This is a genomic window from Brevibacillus sp. NPDC003359, assembly GCF_042878995.1.
GTDB lineage: Bacteria > Bacillota > Bacilli > Brevibacillales > Brevibacillaceae > Brevibacillus.
Genome location: NZ_JBIAOR010000002.1, coordinates 221,747 through 237,225 on the forward strand (window position 1 = coordinate 221,747; position 15,479 = coordinate 237,225).

A 15,479-nucleotide genomic window follows, 5' to 3' on the forward strand; every position below is an offset into this window, starting at 1 on the left:
TCTTTCATTCCGCGAATGGGACCACCAATTTCAGGACCCATTCTTCTTCCGTATGTATCCACTCGGTGACCTCCACCGTACTCTGTTCGCTTTTACGTATCAGCTTTTCCAATTCTTCCATTCCGGATGCACGAAGTACACCGGCCAGGTCAAAACGAAAATGAACGCCACCCTCATCCATCTGCAAGCTTACCTGCATGCTGGCTGCTTCGTACCCGCTCTGGTCTACATGATCGTTCACTGTGCATAATATCTCTGACACCAACTGAAACAAGTCTTGCTCGTTCAAAACTACTCGCGTGAGATCCACATGATTGCACACGTCTACTTCTAAAAGCAATTCATTGTTCAGTGCATTAAATGTCAAGAAGAAGACGGACAACAAGGAGCTATTCAATCGGGCAACCATCGATTCCTGCATCGCCATCTGTGCGATGCGCTTCAAATGGGCCTCTCCTTGTTCAGTACGGTTCAAATGCAAATAGCCGAGCAGAACCTGAACGTGGTTCAACCAGTCATGCCGCTGCCTGTTCAGAACGGTCAGCAGTTGGTCTGTCTGATGCGTAAACAGCCTCCGCTCGTCCCCCATCACATTCACCCAAGTCGATAAGAATATCTTTCCCACCTATTGTACCATAAAAAAGAGCCGGACAAAAAGAAAACCCAGCTATATCGCTGGGTTTTTCTTAACAAATATTTACGCTTCGGAAGCAACTGGCTCGATCACAACTTGTTTGCGATCACGGCCCAGACGCTTGAAACGAACAACACCATCTGCAGTTGCAAACAGAGTGTCGTCTCCGCCTTTCATTACGTTCGCACCTGGGTAAATCTTTGTTCCGCGTTGACGAACGAGAATGTTACCAGCAGTAACGAATTGCCCGTCGCCACGTTTCACGCCCAGACGTTTGGAAATGGAATCGCGACCGTTCTTTGTGGAACCTACCCCTTTTTTCGATGCGAAAAACTGAAGGTCCAAGTTAAACAGCATGTTCATATCAGACACCTCCCTGCCATTTACGATCATTTACTTTTACGTATTTACCGTAATTCGCCTCAACTGACAAAAGAGCAATTACCATGCTCTCTGCCAAAAGCTGTTGTTTCTCGCGCGTAGCCTCATCATCCGAAGAAGAAAGACTCCACTTCAAGAACCCACCGCCTTCTTGTGCGACAGCGACATCAGGAGTGATGCCGGTCAAAGGTTGGATGGCGTTTAATATACCAAAGCTGATGCCTGATACAGCAGAACAAACGATATCTGCCCCATAGGCACCCGCATTGGCATGTCCGGAAATACTAATTTCATGGATACCGTGCTTCGCACGGCTCACGATCACTTCAATCATAACAAGTCACCAATTAAGCGTTGATCTTTTCGATCACAACTTTAGTGAATGGTTGACGGTGACCTTGTTTGCGACGGTAGTTTTTCTTGGCTTTGTATTTGTACACGATAATTTTCTTCGCTTTACCGTGTTTTTCTACTTTACCAGTTACCGTAGCACCAGCTACTGTAGGAACTCCTGCAGTAACTTTGCCGTCTTTGTTTACGAGAAGAACCTTGTCAAAAGTAACTACTTCACCTTCAACGTCAGCCAATTTCTCGATGAAGAGAACTGCTCCCTCTTCAACCTTGTATTGCTTTCCACCGGTTTCAATAATTGCGTACACTGTGTGCACCTCCTATACTCAGACTCGCCTTTACAGGTGCGTCGTCTGGCGACGGCTTATGTACCTGATTCGTGCGGTTACAGTATGCACGAGGCATATCTGCATGACAACCATTAGGTTATCATAGCTACAATGGCCCAGTCAAGTTATTTCGATACTAAACGCTGTGCCTCTGCGCGATTTCCGACGTATCCAATCCGAAACTCATCTGGGCTCATCGCAGGAACAAGCTGCTTGTAGACATGAACAGGCCATGTAATTGCCTCTGCCCGTTCCCACTCCTCTATCATGTCCAACAATCTTGGCGGCATGTCCACGAGAACAGCCTCCACGTCCTGACTCTTTGCCAATGCGGTGACTTCGGCATACAAACGCCGGAACAGCTCGTCTACACGCCAAACTCTCCCTCGTCCCTTACATACATCACACGGCTCTGTCAGCCGCTCCGTCAGACTCGCACGCACTCTTTTTCGCGTCATCTCAACTAATCCAAGCGTCGTCATCCCGAGAACAGTCGAAGGGACAAGATCTTTCGCCAGCTCTTGTTTCAATCGCGAGATCACTCGTTCCTTATTGTTCTGCTCCTTCATATCGATGAAATCAATGATCACGATACCACCGATGTCTCGCAGACGCAGCTGCCGGGCGATTTCCGTTACCGCCTCCAGATTGGTCGCAGTCACTGCCTGCTCCCGCTGCTGTCCTCCCCCACCAGTGAACGAACCGGTATTTACATCGATGACCGTCATTGCTTCCGTCCTATCGATGACCAAGGACCCTCCACTCTTGAGCAGCACTTGACGATCACGAGCACGAATCAGCTCCGCCTCGACACCCAAGTAGTCAAAGAGCGGCTGTTTGCCCTGATACCAGCGAAGCTTCTCTTGTACTTCCGGAGCAAAAGCAGCCACCGCCGCTTTTACCTGCTGATGAGTCTGCGCACCTTCTACCAAGAGCTCATCCATACCGTTTTCCAAGCCATCTCGAAGCGCCACCTCAATCAACTCTGCATCCTGAAAAATCCGCCCAGTCGAGCGCAGTCCCTCCGCTGTTCGCAGCATGTCCTGCCAGCGATTGCGCAAATAGGCTAGTTCATTAATGAGTGTCTGCTCTTCTGCTTCCGCCGCTTCTGTGCGCAGAATACACCCTTCTCCTTGCCCTACTGTCGAGGAGATCACCTGTAGCAGTCGTTTTCGTTTTGTATCATCGGTTATTTTACGTGAAAGCGATATACTTTCTTCAGTCGGCAGGTACACCAGGTAACGACCCTGCAAGCTGATCCGCATCGTGATTTTTGGCGCCTTCATTTCCAACGCTTCTTTACTCACTTGAACCAATACCTTTTGCCCTACGTGAACGCGTTCCGCAATGCTTGGTTTCGCTGCTCCGCCTACCTTCACACCGACCGTATCATCTACGTACAAATAAGCATTTTGGCCTGTACCAATATCAACAAAAGCGGATTGGATGCCAGGCTTCACATCCGCGATGCGTCCTTGGTAGATGTCACCAACGCTTGCGTGTGCCCCCACATCCTGTGTACGCCATTCCTGCAATCTTCCGTTTTCCATAAATGCGATGCGGATGGTGCCGCCTTGTGTACTTATCGCTATTTGCTTCACTGCCTTCACTCCTTATTCCCCGTACAAACATTGCCCAAAAGAAGGATAACCGGGCTCATAGGAAGTAATCTAACATAGCTGCCAAGTCAAGGTAAAGGAGATAATCCATGTTTCATGCTGGTGATCTAAAAATACGAGCCTTATCACCCAATGATACCGCTCCCTTAGTCAAATGGCTTTCTGACGAGCGTATTTTGCCTATTATGAAGGTCGTGATCGGCCACATGACGAGACCCTCGTGCAACAAAGCTTTTTTCCGGAAGACGACGGTGAGACTCTCTGCCTGATCCTTTACGCGGACAAACCGATTGGCTATGCGCAATTTTATCCACTTGATACCCCTGAAAAACGAGCACAAAAAGTAGCCATTGACCCGCAAGTCTGGAATGAACGAGCCCTCTGTTGCTACGAAAAATGCGGCTTTCGAAAAATAAAAGAGCTTCCTCTGCACGAATGGCACGAAGGAAGCATGCGCGATTGCTGGCTGATGGAATGGATTCCTCCTGTTGACTAAAGCCTAAAGGAGCTTGCCCACTGCCGCGTCGTGCTTTTGCTCAAACAGAAGGGCATATAGAAGCTGTTCCTCTACCAAGAGACCCGCCCCTTGCACGTAAAAAAGATGGGAACATCCCCGCCGCAGCTTGTGTGAGACAGCCAATACCGTTTCCTCGGGATGCACACGTATCGCTTGAACGGCAGCTTCTTCTTGCTGCCGTTCGTATTTTTCCACAAGAAAGCGAAAAAATTGATAAGGAAACCGTAAAAATGCCTGAATGTTCAACGCTAATAAATAAATTCCGATCACTGCCAAATTGTACTTCAAATCCAAGCTGGACAACCCCACCATGATCCCCGCAAACAGCGTACTACCTGTCATCGATATCATCGTCGCCTGCCTATACGACATAAACCAGCAAAGAATGGACAACAAAATTCTTCCGCCATCCAAGGGCCAGATTGGCAACAGGTTAAACAACGCAATCGTCAAATTGCTTACCAAGAAAAAGCGAGCCCACTCCTCCGTCCATATCCCCATAAACCAAAACAAGTACGAAGCACCCATCATCACCATATTTAAGAAGGGCCCTGCTAGTGCTACGACAATCTCATCCATTGGGTCCGTGGCGTACGAGTCTTCCATCGTCGCTACTCCACCAAAAGGCAGAAGCTGCACTTCTTTTACGGTCCATCCGAGCTCACGCGCCATCGCTACATGCCCCAATTCATGGATCAGGACGATGACAAACAAAGTAATGACCTCCAAAAAATGGCCTGTCACCACTGACAGGCCGATCACCGCCCAAAATAGAAGGTGAATGCGAATCCGAATGTCCAGCCAGCCTCCCCTATTCAAACGGAATCACTTCCAGCGGATTGACAAATTGCTCATTCGCTTTCGCCCCTAAATACAGATGACGTGATGTCTGGTCCATTACTCGAGCAGTTCCGATGACTTGACCAGGAATAAGGACCTCGTCCTTCGTCACCCCTATACTATCGAGATTGCCCAGCCATATTTCCCGCCCTTTGGTTAGACGGACAATCACTGTCGTCCCATAATCAGGCTTTTCTCCGACAAAAGCGACCCAGCCAGCTTCTCCAATCGTGATTTGATCGTTCATTCCCGTATGCAGGATCACATTTGCGCTCTCTGGATCATAGGATTTTACGACTTTCCAGCTACTGGGGAGCTTCCACACAGCCGCTGCGTCCTTTGTTGTACTCGTTGCTGGCACGGCAGGAGGGCTCGTAGATATCGTAGGAAGCATTGTGGGAATCGGACCAAATCTCGCTTCATACCAGTCCGCTACCCCAGAAAAATTAAACTCGCGTGTCATGACTTCCCGCGCAGAGCTTTTCCAAGAGGTAGGGATCAGCGTTGTTTGAAACAAAACATAAGCAGCACCAATCAATAAGACAGATGCTAAAATTTGCACGCCCCACTTTTCATGGGACGGTGGCTGCTGGTCCATCATATCGTTCTCGCGCGGCGAGTAACTGAATGGGTTTGGCGTTTCTTCGATGGGATCTTTCCAATCATCGACGTAGGGAGTATAGCTGTCTCGTGACTGTGTACGAATTTTTTCCAAACGCTCCCTCCGTCTTTCTTTTACTCGATCTACTCTTTCAAACATGTCCATCCCTCCGCAGGCCAAGCCTTTAGTATCATCCTATGACTTGTCTACCTGCTTTATGACGACCGTTGCCGCTCTCCAACGACCTAGCATATCGGGCGAAAACACGCAAAAAAGACAGTCTCCCATTGAGAGACTGCCTTTGAATCTGTCAATTTTACAGTTTAGCTACGCTAGCAGCTTGTGGTCCACGGCTACCTTGAACGATTTCGAACTCAACCTTTTGACCTTCGTCAAGAGATTTGAAACCTTCTGACTGGATTGCGCTGTAGTGTACGAATACGTCGTCGCCACCCTCAATTTGGATGAAGCCGTATCCTTTTTCTGCGTAAAACCATTTTACGATACCTTGTTGCATGAAACAAAACCTCCCTGAACATTACGCCTCACGAGGCGAAAGAGTGTAGCGTTAACCTCTTTTTTACAGATAAGCCTTTTGCGTCAAGGAAAAAAAGTCATACGAATTGCGATTGACAATTGGTGACGTCACTCGCAATACGTACGACTCCATACCAATCATTCAAACACTATAACTTGTAAAAATGGTTACCTTAGGATTATTTTAGCATAAATATTTGCGTTTGTCACACATTTCATAAATGTTCAAAAAGTCTTCTATTCAGCACCGAGAAATTGGCGTGAACCTGAAGACTTTTTGAACAGCCTTATTTAATCAAAACGCAATTTTTCCTTGCGCATCCCAATATTGAGCACCACACCAATGATCAGGAAGTTGGTTATGAGCGAGCTCCCTCCGTAGCTAATGAACGGAAGCGGAATACCCGTAATCGGCATCAACTGAATCGTCATCCCGATATTCTCAAAGATCTGGAAGGTAAGCATCCCTACGACACCCGCGACAACGTAGGAGCCGAACGGATCTTTAGCCTCCATCGCAATGCGGATCATTCGGTAAATCAAGACGAAAAACATAATCATCAGCAAGCCCGCTCCAACAAAGCCCAGCTTCTCTGCAATGACGGTAAAGATAAAATCACTTTCTCCTACCGGCACCCATCCAAAGCTCGCTTGCGTCGGCGTATCAATCCCTTTTCCGAACAATTGCCCTGAGCCGATGGCAATCATTGCTTGCTTGAGCTGGAATCCTCGTCCCATCGGTTCAAGATCTGGGTCCATCCAAAAGAGGATTCGATCCCATTGATACGGCTTGATAATCTTGAAAAAGATATCCTGCTTGTACTGATGCAACAGCGTCATGGCGGCAAAGAAGCTGCCGACCAATCCTCCCATGTACAATAGATGCTTCATCCGTACGCCACCCACGATTAGCATTGTGGCAAGCATTCCTGTAAAAACCATGGCCGTACCCAAATCGGGCTGAACCAAAATCAAAAGCAATGGTACACCAACCAAGGCCAATACCGGAAGCAGCTTATAGAAATAGTAAAATCGATCTGGATCATTTGCCCTCTTCGACAAGAAGCGGGCCACCGTTATGATCGTGAACAGCTTCATCGGTTCAGAAGGCTGAACCGAGATAGGACCAAGGTCATACCAGCTCGTGGTATTGTTAATCGGCTTCGTTTGGAATACCCCGATCAAAAGAATTAGACCGAACACATATAAAACATAAGCCATGTTGTGGAATAGACGATAGTCAAATACCAATGACACACCTAGCACAATAAAGCCGATGACATACCACAGGACCTGCTGATGCGCCTTATCTACACCTGCCGCAGAACCAGAAATCCCCAAATAACTGAAGACACCCAGCCCTGCCAAAATCAAAATGATGGTCCAGTCAATTGTTTTTAAATGACGTTTTTCCAGGTCCATCCGTTACCTCCTAGAAAACGTGACTCCCTTCTATAATAAAGAAGGAAGCCATGTATTACCTATTTTAATCCAAAGAATTTACGCATTTTGTGGAACACGCCCGCTTTTTCTTCCAAAGGTTGCAATGGAACAGCTTCACCCAAAAGGCGACGAGCGACGTTCCGATACGCGATGGAAGCACGCGATTCGTGGTTCATCACAGCCGGCTCACCTTGGTTCGCGGATTTAATGACATGATCATCATCCGGTACTACACCAATTAAGTCAATGGCTAACAAATCCAAAATGTCTTCTACATCCAGCATGTCGCCATTTTTCACCATGTGGGAGCGAACGCGATTGATTACCAGCTTAGGCATTCCGATTTTTTCTCGTTCTAATAGGCCAATAATCCTATCAGCATCACGCACAGCGGCTTTTTCAGGTGTAGTCACGACGATTGCTTGATCAGCCCCTGCCACAGCATTGCGGAAGCCTTGCTCAATACCCGCAGGACAATCGATGATGACATAATCATACTCCCGCTTCAGTTGCGTGACGATTTCCTCCATCTGCTCGGGAGTTACTGCTGATTTGTCTTTGGTTTGTGCAGCCGGGAGTAATGCCAGATTGTCAAACCGCTTGTCTTTGATCAGAGCTTGCGGCAGTCGGCATGCGCCTTCTGCAACGTCTACCAGATCATAAATAATTCGGTTCTCGAGTCCCATAACTACATCCAGATTGCGCAAGCCAATATCGGTATCTACCATGCATACTTTTTGTCCCAACAATGCGAGCGCAGTTCCCAAATTGGCGGAAGTGGTCGTCTTACCCACGCCGCCTTTACCGGAAGTTACGACAATTCCAATCCCCACGTCCGTTCCTCCTCTTTCCCTCAACCCTCACGCTTTTTCTCACCCAGATCAGGGCGGATTCGCGACAAGTAGTTCATTTTCGCTACCAGCATGATCTCATCTTCCAGATAGGCAAATTCTGTGCCTCCGGAATTATTCGTCCATTCCTCTCCCGGCTTGCTGATCACATCTGCAATCCGCAACTGGGTAGGACTCATGACTGCAGCCGCAATAATTACCTGTGAGTCACCGGAAATACCTGCGTGCGCGTACCCTCTGAGATGCCCAAGCACGTAGATGCTTCCTGTACTGCGAACCGTCCCCCCGGGATTGACATCTCCCAATAAGAGCAAATCACCGTCAAACTCTAGCACTTGCCCAGAGCGTACCGTATTTACCTGTATGGAAAAATGGGTTTTCAGGCGTTCAGCCATTGCTTCTTCCCGCGTGATCAAATCAGATTCGATTGTATGGATCACCAGGTTGCCCTTCGTTCGAATAATTTGAGTCAACTGCTCTTGTTGCTCGGGTGAGCAGTATCGTTTTCCCAATTTTATAGATACCCGAATGAGTGGCCCCGACAAAATCTGTTGGTGGCTATGCTCTATTTTTTCACGCATATCGGCCAGCAGTTCGTCGAAGGAACAGGTATCATCCATAAAGAAGACGAGACCCTCTTTAGTCCCTTTGATCGTGACCTTGCTTTTCACAGTCGTCACCGGTTTCACCTCGACCGATACCATTCGCCATGCAGAAAGATTTTTCCTGCTCTACATGAAAAAATTGCCGAATTGGGTCAGATGCTGGCACTTTACAAGAGCTTGACTCCATTATTCTCTCGGGCTTGATTGCTTTGGATAACCATCGCGGTTACTTCGAGGACGGTGGATTAGGCTTCGGAACCCCACCAGTAAGTACACCTGGATTCAATTCATTGTAAGCTTCGAGCAATCGACGTGAGATTGGACCTGTAGCATCAGAACTGGATGTACCGTCTCTCAAACTGTTCGGCGCAATGACGACGAAAACCAGTTGAGGATTTTCATAAGGCGCAAAGCCGACAACCAGTGCATTTTCCGCAGGCTGCGATGTTTGTGCCGTACCAGACTTGGCTGCAACCGTGAAGGGCAACCCATTGAATCGTTGAACGGTACCACCTGGCTGAGTAACCATCCGCATTCCTTCTCTTACCACCTGTATGTGCTTCGGATCGATATCAACCCGGTTGAGCACTTGTGGTTCAATTACCGAGAGTGTTTGTCCCGGCTTTTTCGGATCGGTGGTTCCCGTGCGAATTTCTTTTACAAGGTGCGGGCGTACCCGGTATCCCCCATTGGCAATGGTCGAAACGTATTGGCCCAGCTGCATCGGCGTGAACAGATCATATTGACCAATCATCACGTCCGCCAAGTTCCCGTAGTAAAGGTTCTGGTTTTCCCAACCAGTATGTTCATTTGGTAAGTCCACACCTGTTTTCACACCAAGACCAAACTGAGCATTGTAGTAATCATAGACAGAAAACTGCTTTTCCCAGCCGTCTTTCCCTTTTCTTGCCAAGCGAACCGCCATTTCGTACATGTACGTATTATTCGACACCTGCAAGGCACGTCGAGCGTTAACAGGTCCATGACCACTTGCCTTCCAGTTACGTTTATACGTATTACCGACATTCAAGCCGCCTCGGTCATAGATGACTTCGTTCGGTGTCGTCAACCCTTCCTGAAGCGCAATCATGACAGACAAAGGCTTATACGTAGAGGCAGGTGGATACGGCGTATAAATGAACCGGTTTGATTCGTTCGGCAAGATCAGAGAGGTGTAATTCTCGTTGAATTTCTTGCGGTCGTAATACAGATTCAAATTGTAATCTGGATAACTCGCCATCGCCAATATTTCACCCGTATTCGGATTCATCACCAATACGTGTGCGTCTTTAAATTCTTTTGGGGTAGTTGGTCGCTTCTTGAAAGATTCTACCTCTTCTTTCAAGATGGCCTCTACCTTGCTTTGATAACGCCAGTCCATCGCCAATACAAGATCGTTTCCTGGCTTAGGGGCTTGGCGCATCTTTTTCTCTACCGTCTCCGAATTTTTGTTCACGTGCACTTCCATAATCCCGTTTTTGCCGCGCAAATAACGTTCATAGGAACTCTCCAAACCCGTTACACCGACACGGTCGATAGCGTTGTAGCCTTGTGCTTGGTACTCTTTCAAGCTCTCAGGACGAATCGCATTGATGTACCCGAGAAAGTGAGTACCAAATGCCGAACCATCTGGGTCTTCGAAAATCTGGCGAACAGGCTCGAGCTCCACACTAATCCCCGGCAGTTCGGTGCGTCGTTCTTCGATTTGGAACATTTCCTGCTCCGTGATGTTGACCTTAACACGTCTAGGAATGTAACTGGCCATCTGCCGTGAACGCATCTCCTGCAATAACGAGAGCTTGTGCCACTGAAATTGGCGTTGCGGCTCTGTCAACGGCAGTTTGATATCCATATCGAACAACGAGGCATAGCGCAGCAAATCCATATCAGACTTATCTGCTAAGCCTTCGGGTTTTGGCAAAACTTTGATCTGATCCTTCACTTTTTTGGCGAGGTCGCTACGATCTTCCTTGTCCAATTTCAGTGTGAGGGTCATATTGGCGTTTATCGCCATCTTTAGCAGCTCGAAATCCGTAGTGTTCGCTTCTGTAATAGCAGGTGTACCCGGCTTGGCAGCATTCAGTTTCTTAATAAGGTCTGCTCTCTCCTTGTCATCAAAGGGAGAACGAACGCGCATCCCGATATACACGGCAGTTTTAACCATCTCAAAGTCTGACATCTGATCGACGGTCTCCACTTTCGGAACGGCTTTCAGCTTCGCCGCAATCTTTGCCTTGAGATCGTTCGTTTCCTGAGCATTAAAAGCAACGGGCAACGTTGATTTCAGTTCGATCGTCTTTTTCAACAGTTCCTTATCCGTACCAATTTTGCCGCCATCGGGCATGAGGATTTTTGCCAGACGATCCGCTACTTTCTCTTCATCAATGTCCTGCCCTTGTTCTTCCACGTATTGAACAGTGTACACAGGCTTATTCGAAACGAGTACCTCGCCATTTTTATCCAAGATACGGCCACGAGGAGCGGAAATCGGCAGTTCGCGAATACTGAACTTTTCCAATTCATGCATGTACTGTTCGCCTTCCACCAGCTGCACAAAGGCTAGCCGCAAAATAATGGCGGCGAAGAACAAAAATACAATCACAAACAATATATTGAGCCGAATAGGTATTTCTGATTTCGGTTCTTTGACTTCTTCCACGAACTCTCCTCTCCTTTGCCCTTACTGCATGTGCATTTCCTTTTTCGCCAGAATCTTGTTGCATACATTCTTGATCGGAAAGTATACCAGTAAGCCAAAAGCGAGATTAAACAGCACACTAGGCAAAATTTGATGTGTCAAAATCCATTGAACATCGAAGGGGGCAGCGGAAAACAAGCGGAACAAGGAATACAAAAGCCACTCATGTCCGAACAAAATCAGGAAGCTGGTAATGAAAACCATCCCGAACCCTCTCTGGAACAAAAGAACGATCATCCCTGCAAAGTAGCTGGCCACCATCATGGACATGGTATAGATTCCAATTAGTTGCCCAAACAGGACATCTTGTAAAAATCCGAAGGCGATCCCGTAATACAAACCTTCGCGCCTACCGAGATACATCGAAATAAAGACACAGCAGACAAGCGCAAACCGGGGTACCGTCATCCAAGACAGACCCCATGTACCAGGCGCAAATACTTGCATCACAGTTCCTTCTAAAACAAACATGATCACAACGCCCAACGTCAATAAAAACCGAGCCATTACTGACCACCCCCGCTAGCAGGTGGAGTCGGAGGCACAGATGTCTGAGTCTGTGTTTGGCCAGCTGGCTGTTGCGGGATCAAATCACCATTGGGAGCAATTGTAAAGTCTCGTTCCACTACCATGACTTCATTCAATTGTGAAAAATCAGCGCTTGGTTGGATGTAAGCGGTTTGAGTCAAGCCATAATCATCTGGTTCTACGCGAACGATATAGCCGATCGGCAAATTGCGAGGTACAACTCCTCCCAAACCTGATGAAATGACTTGCTGATCTTTTTTAATTGCCTGTCCCCAAGGGATTTTGCGCATGACTAGCAATCTCTTTTGCGGGTCGTATTCCTCGATGACACCACTAATTGGACGGAACACTGTCTTTCCTTCGACCACTTGCTCTGTCAATATATCCGCAGAGATGTGGTCACGTCGTTCGTAGCTCGTCAACAATTCAACGGTAGCCGAAAAATTGGCTACACTCTGTACGCGGCCGATCATCCCTTTGGCTGTAATGACCGCCATATCCTTCTTGATGCCATGTTTCAGCCCTTTGTCGATCGTGATGACGTTGTTCCATGTATCAGGGTTTCTCGCCACAACTTCCGCATAGCGGAGGCGGTAAGACTTGAGTGAATCTTTTGCCTGCAGCATGTCTCGAAGGCGATCATTCTCAGCCTTGAGCGTGTGCAGCTCAGCACTTAGACGGGCGTATTGATCCAGCCCTGCCTTGAGTGCCTTGTTTTCTTCATATACGCCGTACGCATCTTCAATTTCCTGAAAAAAGCCAGAAACAGCCTGGGCAGGACGATAGAAAAAGCCCTGCACCACGCTGAAGGTATCTTTGAAGAACATTTCTGGCCAGGTCAGGCTAACCCGTTCACGAGAAGTGAAGCCCACGACGGAGATAAGCAGGACCAAGCCTACAAGTACAATGATAAGCCGCTTATTCCCGAAAAACGACATGCCCTACCCTCCGTTTATTTACCCCGTTTTAGTCGGGAAGAGGTGATGCCTTGCTTGGATTTGAACAGGTGAATGTTCTCCAATGCACGACCTGTTCCAATCGCTACGCAATCCAGTGCGTTTTCCGCGACATGTACGGGCATACCCGTTTCCTTACTTAACAGGCGATCCATGTTACGCAAGAGCGCACCACCGCCTGTGAGTACAATTCCACGATCCATGATGTCCGCTGCGAGCTCAGGCGGGCTTTTTTCGAGTGTTACCTTCACCGATTCCACGATAGCAGAAATGGTTTCTGCCAATGCTTCGGCAATCTCTGTGCTGCTTACCGAGAGCGTTTTTGGCAATCCGGTTACAAGGTCACGACCACGAATGTCAACGTTTTCGACCTCATCAGGAGCAATCGCAGAGCCGATCTCGAGCTTCAAGGTTTCTGATGTCCGTTCCCCGATCATCAAGTTGTAACGGCGCTTGATGTACTGGATGATCGCCTCGTCCATCTCATCTCCGGCTACACGAATGGAACGGGATGTAACAATCCCCCCGAGCGAAATGATTGCAACTTCTGTTGTACCGCCGCCAATGTCAACGACCATACTTCCAGTCGGTTCCCAAACAGGCAGGTCTGCACCGATTGCTGCTGCAAACGGCTCTTCAATCGTATGTGCTTCCTTCGCCCCGGCCTGCTTCGTAGCGTCTTCGACAGCGCGCTTTTCCACCGCAGTAATGCCGGAAGGTACACAAACCATTACGTTAGGACGACGTGTAAACAGGCCTTGATTTTTTTGTGCTTGATTGATGAAATAGCGCATCATCGTCGCAGTCGTATCAAAGTCAGCGATAACCCCGTCTTTCATTGGACGAACCGCTACGATATTACCTGGCGTACGACCAATCATACTTTTCGCTGCATTCCCTACTGCTTCAATGGAATTGTTATTGGTACGAATCGCTACTACAGAAGGCTCACGCACCACAATTCCTTTGCCCTTCACAAAAACAAGTGTATTGGCAGTGCCGAGGTCAATCCCCAAGTCACGTGTAAATCCACCAAACATAAAAAAACTCCTTCCAAATATTAATCCATTTGACAAGCATAAGAAAACCTCTATCGAGGTCTCTCCAAGGTAGAGCGACCGCGTTTTTGTGGAAGGTTTTCATGCGTACAAGAATTCTAGACGTATCGATTATGCATTCTTGTGCGCAAAAACATGTTACAAGTATCCTTGCTCTTTGAGACTAATGTACTTGCCTTCCCCGATAATAACATGATCCAACAATGAAATCCCCACCAGTTCACCGGCGTCACGCAATGTATGCGTAATCGCGATGTCTTCCCTGCTAGGTGTCGGATCGCCGCTCGGATGGTTATGTAGGCATATCACCGATGCGCTGCTACGACGGATCGCTTCTTTAAAGACTTCTCTCGGGTGTACGATGGAAGCGTCCAGACTGCCTACGAAAATCGTCTGCTTGCCAATCACGTGGTTCTTGGTATTCAGAAAGAGACAGACAAAATGTTCCTGTGTCAAATGAGCAAGCTCTGGCGACATCAAATCAGCTACGTCCCGTGGTAAACGGATAGAAGCCCTATATTCTCGAGGCGCTCCCATCAATCTACGCCCAAGCTCAAACGCAGCATGCAATTCAATCGCTTTGACTGGACCAATTCCTTTTAGCTCTGTTAACTCAGCATGAGAGGCTTGGGCTAAACCACGCAGGTCTCCAAACCTGGCTAACAAGCGCTGAGCCAGCTGATGAGCCGTCTCTTGTTCCCTGCCTGTCCGCAGTAAAATGGCAAGAAGTTCAGTATCAGACAGATGGACCGCTCCTTCGCGAAGCAGTCGTTCACGTGGACGGTCATAGTAAGGGACGTTTTTCAACAGCGTTTTGTTACAGGTATTTGTTGCCATTTTATAACCGCCTCCAGCCATATTCACATTATCGAAAACGGCTGACATGAAGATGTTCATGAGGCGTATGGCCGTCGCCGCTTGCTTCAAGCATGACAACTTTACAATATTGGCATCCCAAAACGTGTCAAAAGGGTAGATGTCAGACCTAACGGAAGACCAACAACAGTGAAGTAGTCACCGGTTATCCCTTCCACAATCGTGGCTCCAATACCCTGAATGGCGTATGAGCCCGCTTTGTCCATCGGCTCACCCGTCGCAATGTACGACTTGATTTCTTGCTCCGTTAAAGCTCGAATTCTTACGTGTGTTAGACTATGAGAGACTTCCGTACGGCCTGTCTCCACATCTATCAAGGCGACTCCACTATAAACGGTATGCTCTTGCCCCTGGAGCATGGACAACATGCGATATGCGTCCATTTCGTCAACAGGCTTGCCCAATATTTGGCCATCAAGAACGACTACCGTATCAGATCCTAAAACGACGCCTTCCGTCAAGCGAGAAGCCACTTCCTTGGCCTTGCGCAAAGACAATTCTTCTACTACTTCCTTCGCAGATAAATGCTCTGCTGTCGTCTCATCTACATCACTGGTGATGATGGTAAATGATAAGCCTAACGTTTGCAGAAGCTCCCTTCGACGCGGCGAAGATGAAGCCAGAATGAGAGGAACATTTTTTTTCGTCATTTTTC

Annotated in this window: 17 protein-coding genes, 1 pseudogene and 1 other annotated feature; of the genes and pseudogenes, 1 reads left to right on the forward strand and 17 read right to left on the reverse strand. The window is 47.9% G+C overall.

The window, feature by feature from the left end:
- Positions 1–4 precede the first annotated feature (4 nt).
- From ACFYU8_RS10670 to ACFYU8_RS10690, 5 genes are all read right to left on the reverse strand, one after another.
- Positions 5–589, reverse strand: coding sequence for a Spo0B C-terminal domain-containing protein (locus ACFYU8_RS10670; protein WP_390297996.1), 585 nt, complete (start codon positions 587–589; stop codon positions 5–7).
- A gap of 108 nt (positions 590–697) precedes the next feature.
- Positions 698–991, reverse strand: coding sequence for a 50S ribosomal protein L27 (rpmA, locus tag ACFYU8_RS10675; protein WP_005832382.1), 294 nt, complete (start codon positions 989–991; stop codon positions 698–700).
- A 7-nt stretch (positions 992–998) separates the two neighbouring features.
- On the reverse strand, positions 999–1,349 hold the full coding sequence (locus ACFYU8_RS10680; RefSeq protein ID WP_390297999.1) for a ribosomal-processing cysteine protease Prp: 351 nt from the start codon (positions 1,347–1,349) through the stop codon (positions 999–1,001).
- A gap of 13 nt (positions 1,350–1,362) precedes the next feature.
- Positions 1,363–1,674, reverse strand: a complete 312-nt coding sequence (gene rplU / locus ACFYU8_RS10685; RefSeq protein WP_144616760.1) for a 50S ribosomal protein L21 — start codon at positions 1,672–1,674, stop codon at positions 1,363–1,365.
- Positions 1,675–1,684: 10 nt separating this feature from the next.
- Positions 1,685–1,763 (reverse strand) — a sequence feature (ribosomal protein L21 leader region).
- Between the two features lie 57 nt (positions 1,764–1,820).
- Entirely contained in the window at positions 1,821–3,296 is a 1,476-nt protein-coding gene (locus ACFYU8_RS10690; RefSeq protein ID WP_390298002.1) for an Rne/Rng family ribonuclease, read from the reverse strand.
- A gap of 107 nt (positions 3,297–3,403) precedes the next feature.
- Here ACFYU8_RS10690 and ACFYU8_RS10695 point away from each other — a divergent pair.
- Positions 3,404–3,810 (forward strand): annotated as a pseudogene (locus tag ACFYU8_RS10695) (GNAT family N-acetyltransferase).
- 3 nt (positions 3,811–3,813) lie between these two features.
- Here ACFYU8_RS10695 and ACFYU8_RS10700 read toward each other — a convergent pair.
- From ACFYU8_RS10700 to ACFYU8_RS10755, 12 genes are all read right to left on the reverse strand, one after another.
- Entirely contained in the window at positions 3,814–4,650 is an 837-nt protein-coding gene (locus tag ACFYU8_RS10700; RefSeq protein WP_390298005.1) for a M50 family metallopeptidase, read from the reverse strand.
- Positions 4,643–5,431: a peptidoglycan DD-metalloendopeptidase family protein gene (locus tag ACFYU8_RS10705; RefSeq protein WP_390298008.1), complete on the reverse strand. Its 789-nt coding sequence runs from the start codon at positions 5,429–5,431 to the stop codon at positions 4,643–4,645. Before ACFYU8_RS10705 ends, ACFYU8_RS10700 begins: the two co-directional genes overlap by 8 nt.
- Before the next feature lie 157 nt (positions 5,432–5,588).
- Positions 5,589–5,789 carry a cold-shock protein gene (locus ACFYU8_RS10710; RefSeq protein ID WP_390298011.1) on the reverse strand — a complete coding sequence of 67 codons (201 nt, stop codon included), beginning with the start codon at positions 5,787–5,789 and terminating at the stop codon, positions 5,589–5,591.
- A 311-nt stretch (positions 5,790–6,100) separates the two neighbouring features.
- The gene (gene rodA / locus ACFYU8_RS10715; protein ID WP_390298015.1) at positions 6,101–7,231 is read right to left on the reverse strand and encodes a rod shape-determining protein RodA; all 1,131 of its coding nucleotides are present in this window, start codon (positions 7,229–7,231) and stop codon (positions 6,101–6,103) included.
- Positions 7,232–7,290: 59 nt separating this feature from the next.
- Positions 7,291–8,085: a septum site-determining protein MinD gene (gene minD / locus ACFYU8_RS10720; RefSeq protein WP_390298018.1), complete on the reverse strand. Its 795-nt coding sequence runs from the start codon at positions 8,083–8,085 to the stop codon at positions 7,291–7,293.
- A gap of 20 nt (positions 8,086–8,105) precedes the next feature.
- Entirely contained in the window at positions 8,106–8,783 is a 678-nt protein-coding gene (minC, locus tag ACFYU8_RS10725) for a septum site-determining protein MinC (protein WP_390298021.1), read from the reverse strand.
- A gap of 151 nt (positions 8,784–8,934) precedes the next feature.
- The gene (locus tag ACFYU8_RS10730; RefSeq protein WP_390298024.1) at positions 8,935–11,367 is read right to left on the reverse strand and encodes a peptidoglycan D,D-transpeptidase FtsI family protein; all 2,433 of its coding nucleotides are present in this window, start codon (positions 11,365–11,367) and stop codon (positions 8,935–8,937) included.
- A 21-nt stretch (positions 11,368–11,388) separates the two neighbouring features.
- Positions 11,389–11,913: a rod shape-determining protein MreD gene (gene mreD / locus ACFYU8_RS10735; RefSeq protein WP_390298027.1), complete on the reverse strand. Its 525-nt coding sequence runs from the start codon at positions 11,911–11,913 to the stop codon at positions 11,389–11,391.
- A complete protein-coding gene (mreC, locus tag ACFYU8_RS10740; RefSeq protein WP_390298030.1) occupies positions 11,913–12,872 on the reverse strand; it encodes a rod shape-determining protein MreC in 960 nt (319 codons plus the stop codon). The genes mreD and mreC overlap by 1 nt, the downstream gene beginning before the upstream one ends.
- Positions 12,873–12,886: 14 nt before the next feature.
- Positions 12,887–13,930: a rod shape-determining protein gene (locus tag ACFYU8_RS10745; RefSeq protein WP_390298033.1), complete on the reverse strand. Its 1,044-nt coding sequence runs from the start codon at positions 13,928–13,930 to the stop codon at positions 12,887–12,889.
- A gap of 156 nt (positions 13,931–14,086) precedes the next feature.
- Positions 14,087–14,785, reverse strand: a complete 699-nt coding sequence (radC, locus tag ACFYU8_RS10750; protein ID WP_390298036.1) for a RadC family protein — start codon at positions 14,783–14,785, stop codon at positions 14,087–14,089.
- A 101-nt stretch (positions 14,786–14,886) separates the two neighbouring features.
- On the reverse strand, positions 14,887–15,474 hold the full coding sequence (locus ACFYU8_RS10755) for a Maf family protein (protein WP_390298039.1): 588 nt from the start codon (positions 15,472–15,474) through the stop codon (positions 14,887–14,889).
- Positions 15,475–15,479 lie beyond the last annotated feature (5 nt).

Bases quoted from the DNA above. Each gene is read 5' to 3' on its own strand.
- ACFYU8_RS10670 (WP_390297996.1), bottom strand. From the start codon at position 589: ATGGGGGACGAGCGGAGGCTGTTTACGCATCAGACAGACCAACTGCTG.
- rpmA (WP_005832382.1), bottom strand. From the start codon at position 991: ATGCTGTTTAACTTGGACCTTCAGTTTTTCGCATCGAAAAAAGGGGTA.
- ACFYU8_RS10680 (WP_390297999.1), bottom strand. From the start codon at position 1,349: ATGATTGAAGTGATCGTGAGCCGTGCGAAGCACGGTATCCATGAAATT.
- ACFYU8_RS10705 (WP_390298008.1), bottom strand. From the start codon at position 5,431: ATGTTTGAAAGAGTAGATCGAGTAAAAGAAAGACGGAGGGAGCGTTTG.
- ACFYU8_RS10710 (WP_390298011.1), bottom strand. From the start codon at position 5,789: ATGCAACAAGGTATCGTAAAATGGTTTTACGCAGAAAAAGGATACGGC.
- rodA (WP_390298015.1), bottom strand. From the start codon at position 7,231: ATGGACCTGGAAAAACGTCATTTAAAAACAATTGACTGGACCATCATT.
- mreD (WP_390298027.1), bottom strand. From the start codon at position 11,913: ATGGCTCGGTTTTTATTGACGTTGGGCGTTGTGATCATGTTTGTTTTA.
- mreC (WP_390298030.1), bottom strand. From the start codon at position 12,872: ATGTCGTTTTTCGGGAATAAGCGGCTTATCATTGTACTTGTAGGCTTG.
- ACFYU8_RS10745 (WP_390298033.1), bottom strand. From the start codon at position 13,930: ATGTTTGGTGGATTTACACGTGACTTGGGGATTGACCTCGGCACTGCC.
- radC (WP_390298036.1), bottom strand. From the start codon at position 14,785: ATGGCAACAAATACCTGTAACAAAACGCTGTTGAAAAACGTCCCTTAC.
- ACFYU8_RS10755 (WP_390298039.1), bottom strand. From the start codon at position 15,474: ATGACGAAAAAAAATGTTCCTCTCATTCTGGCTTCATCTTCGCCGCGT.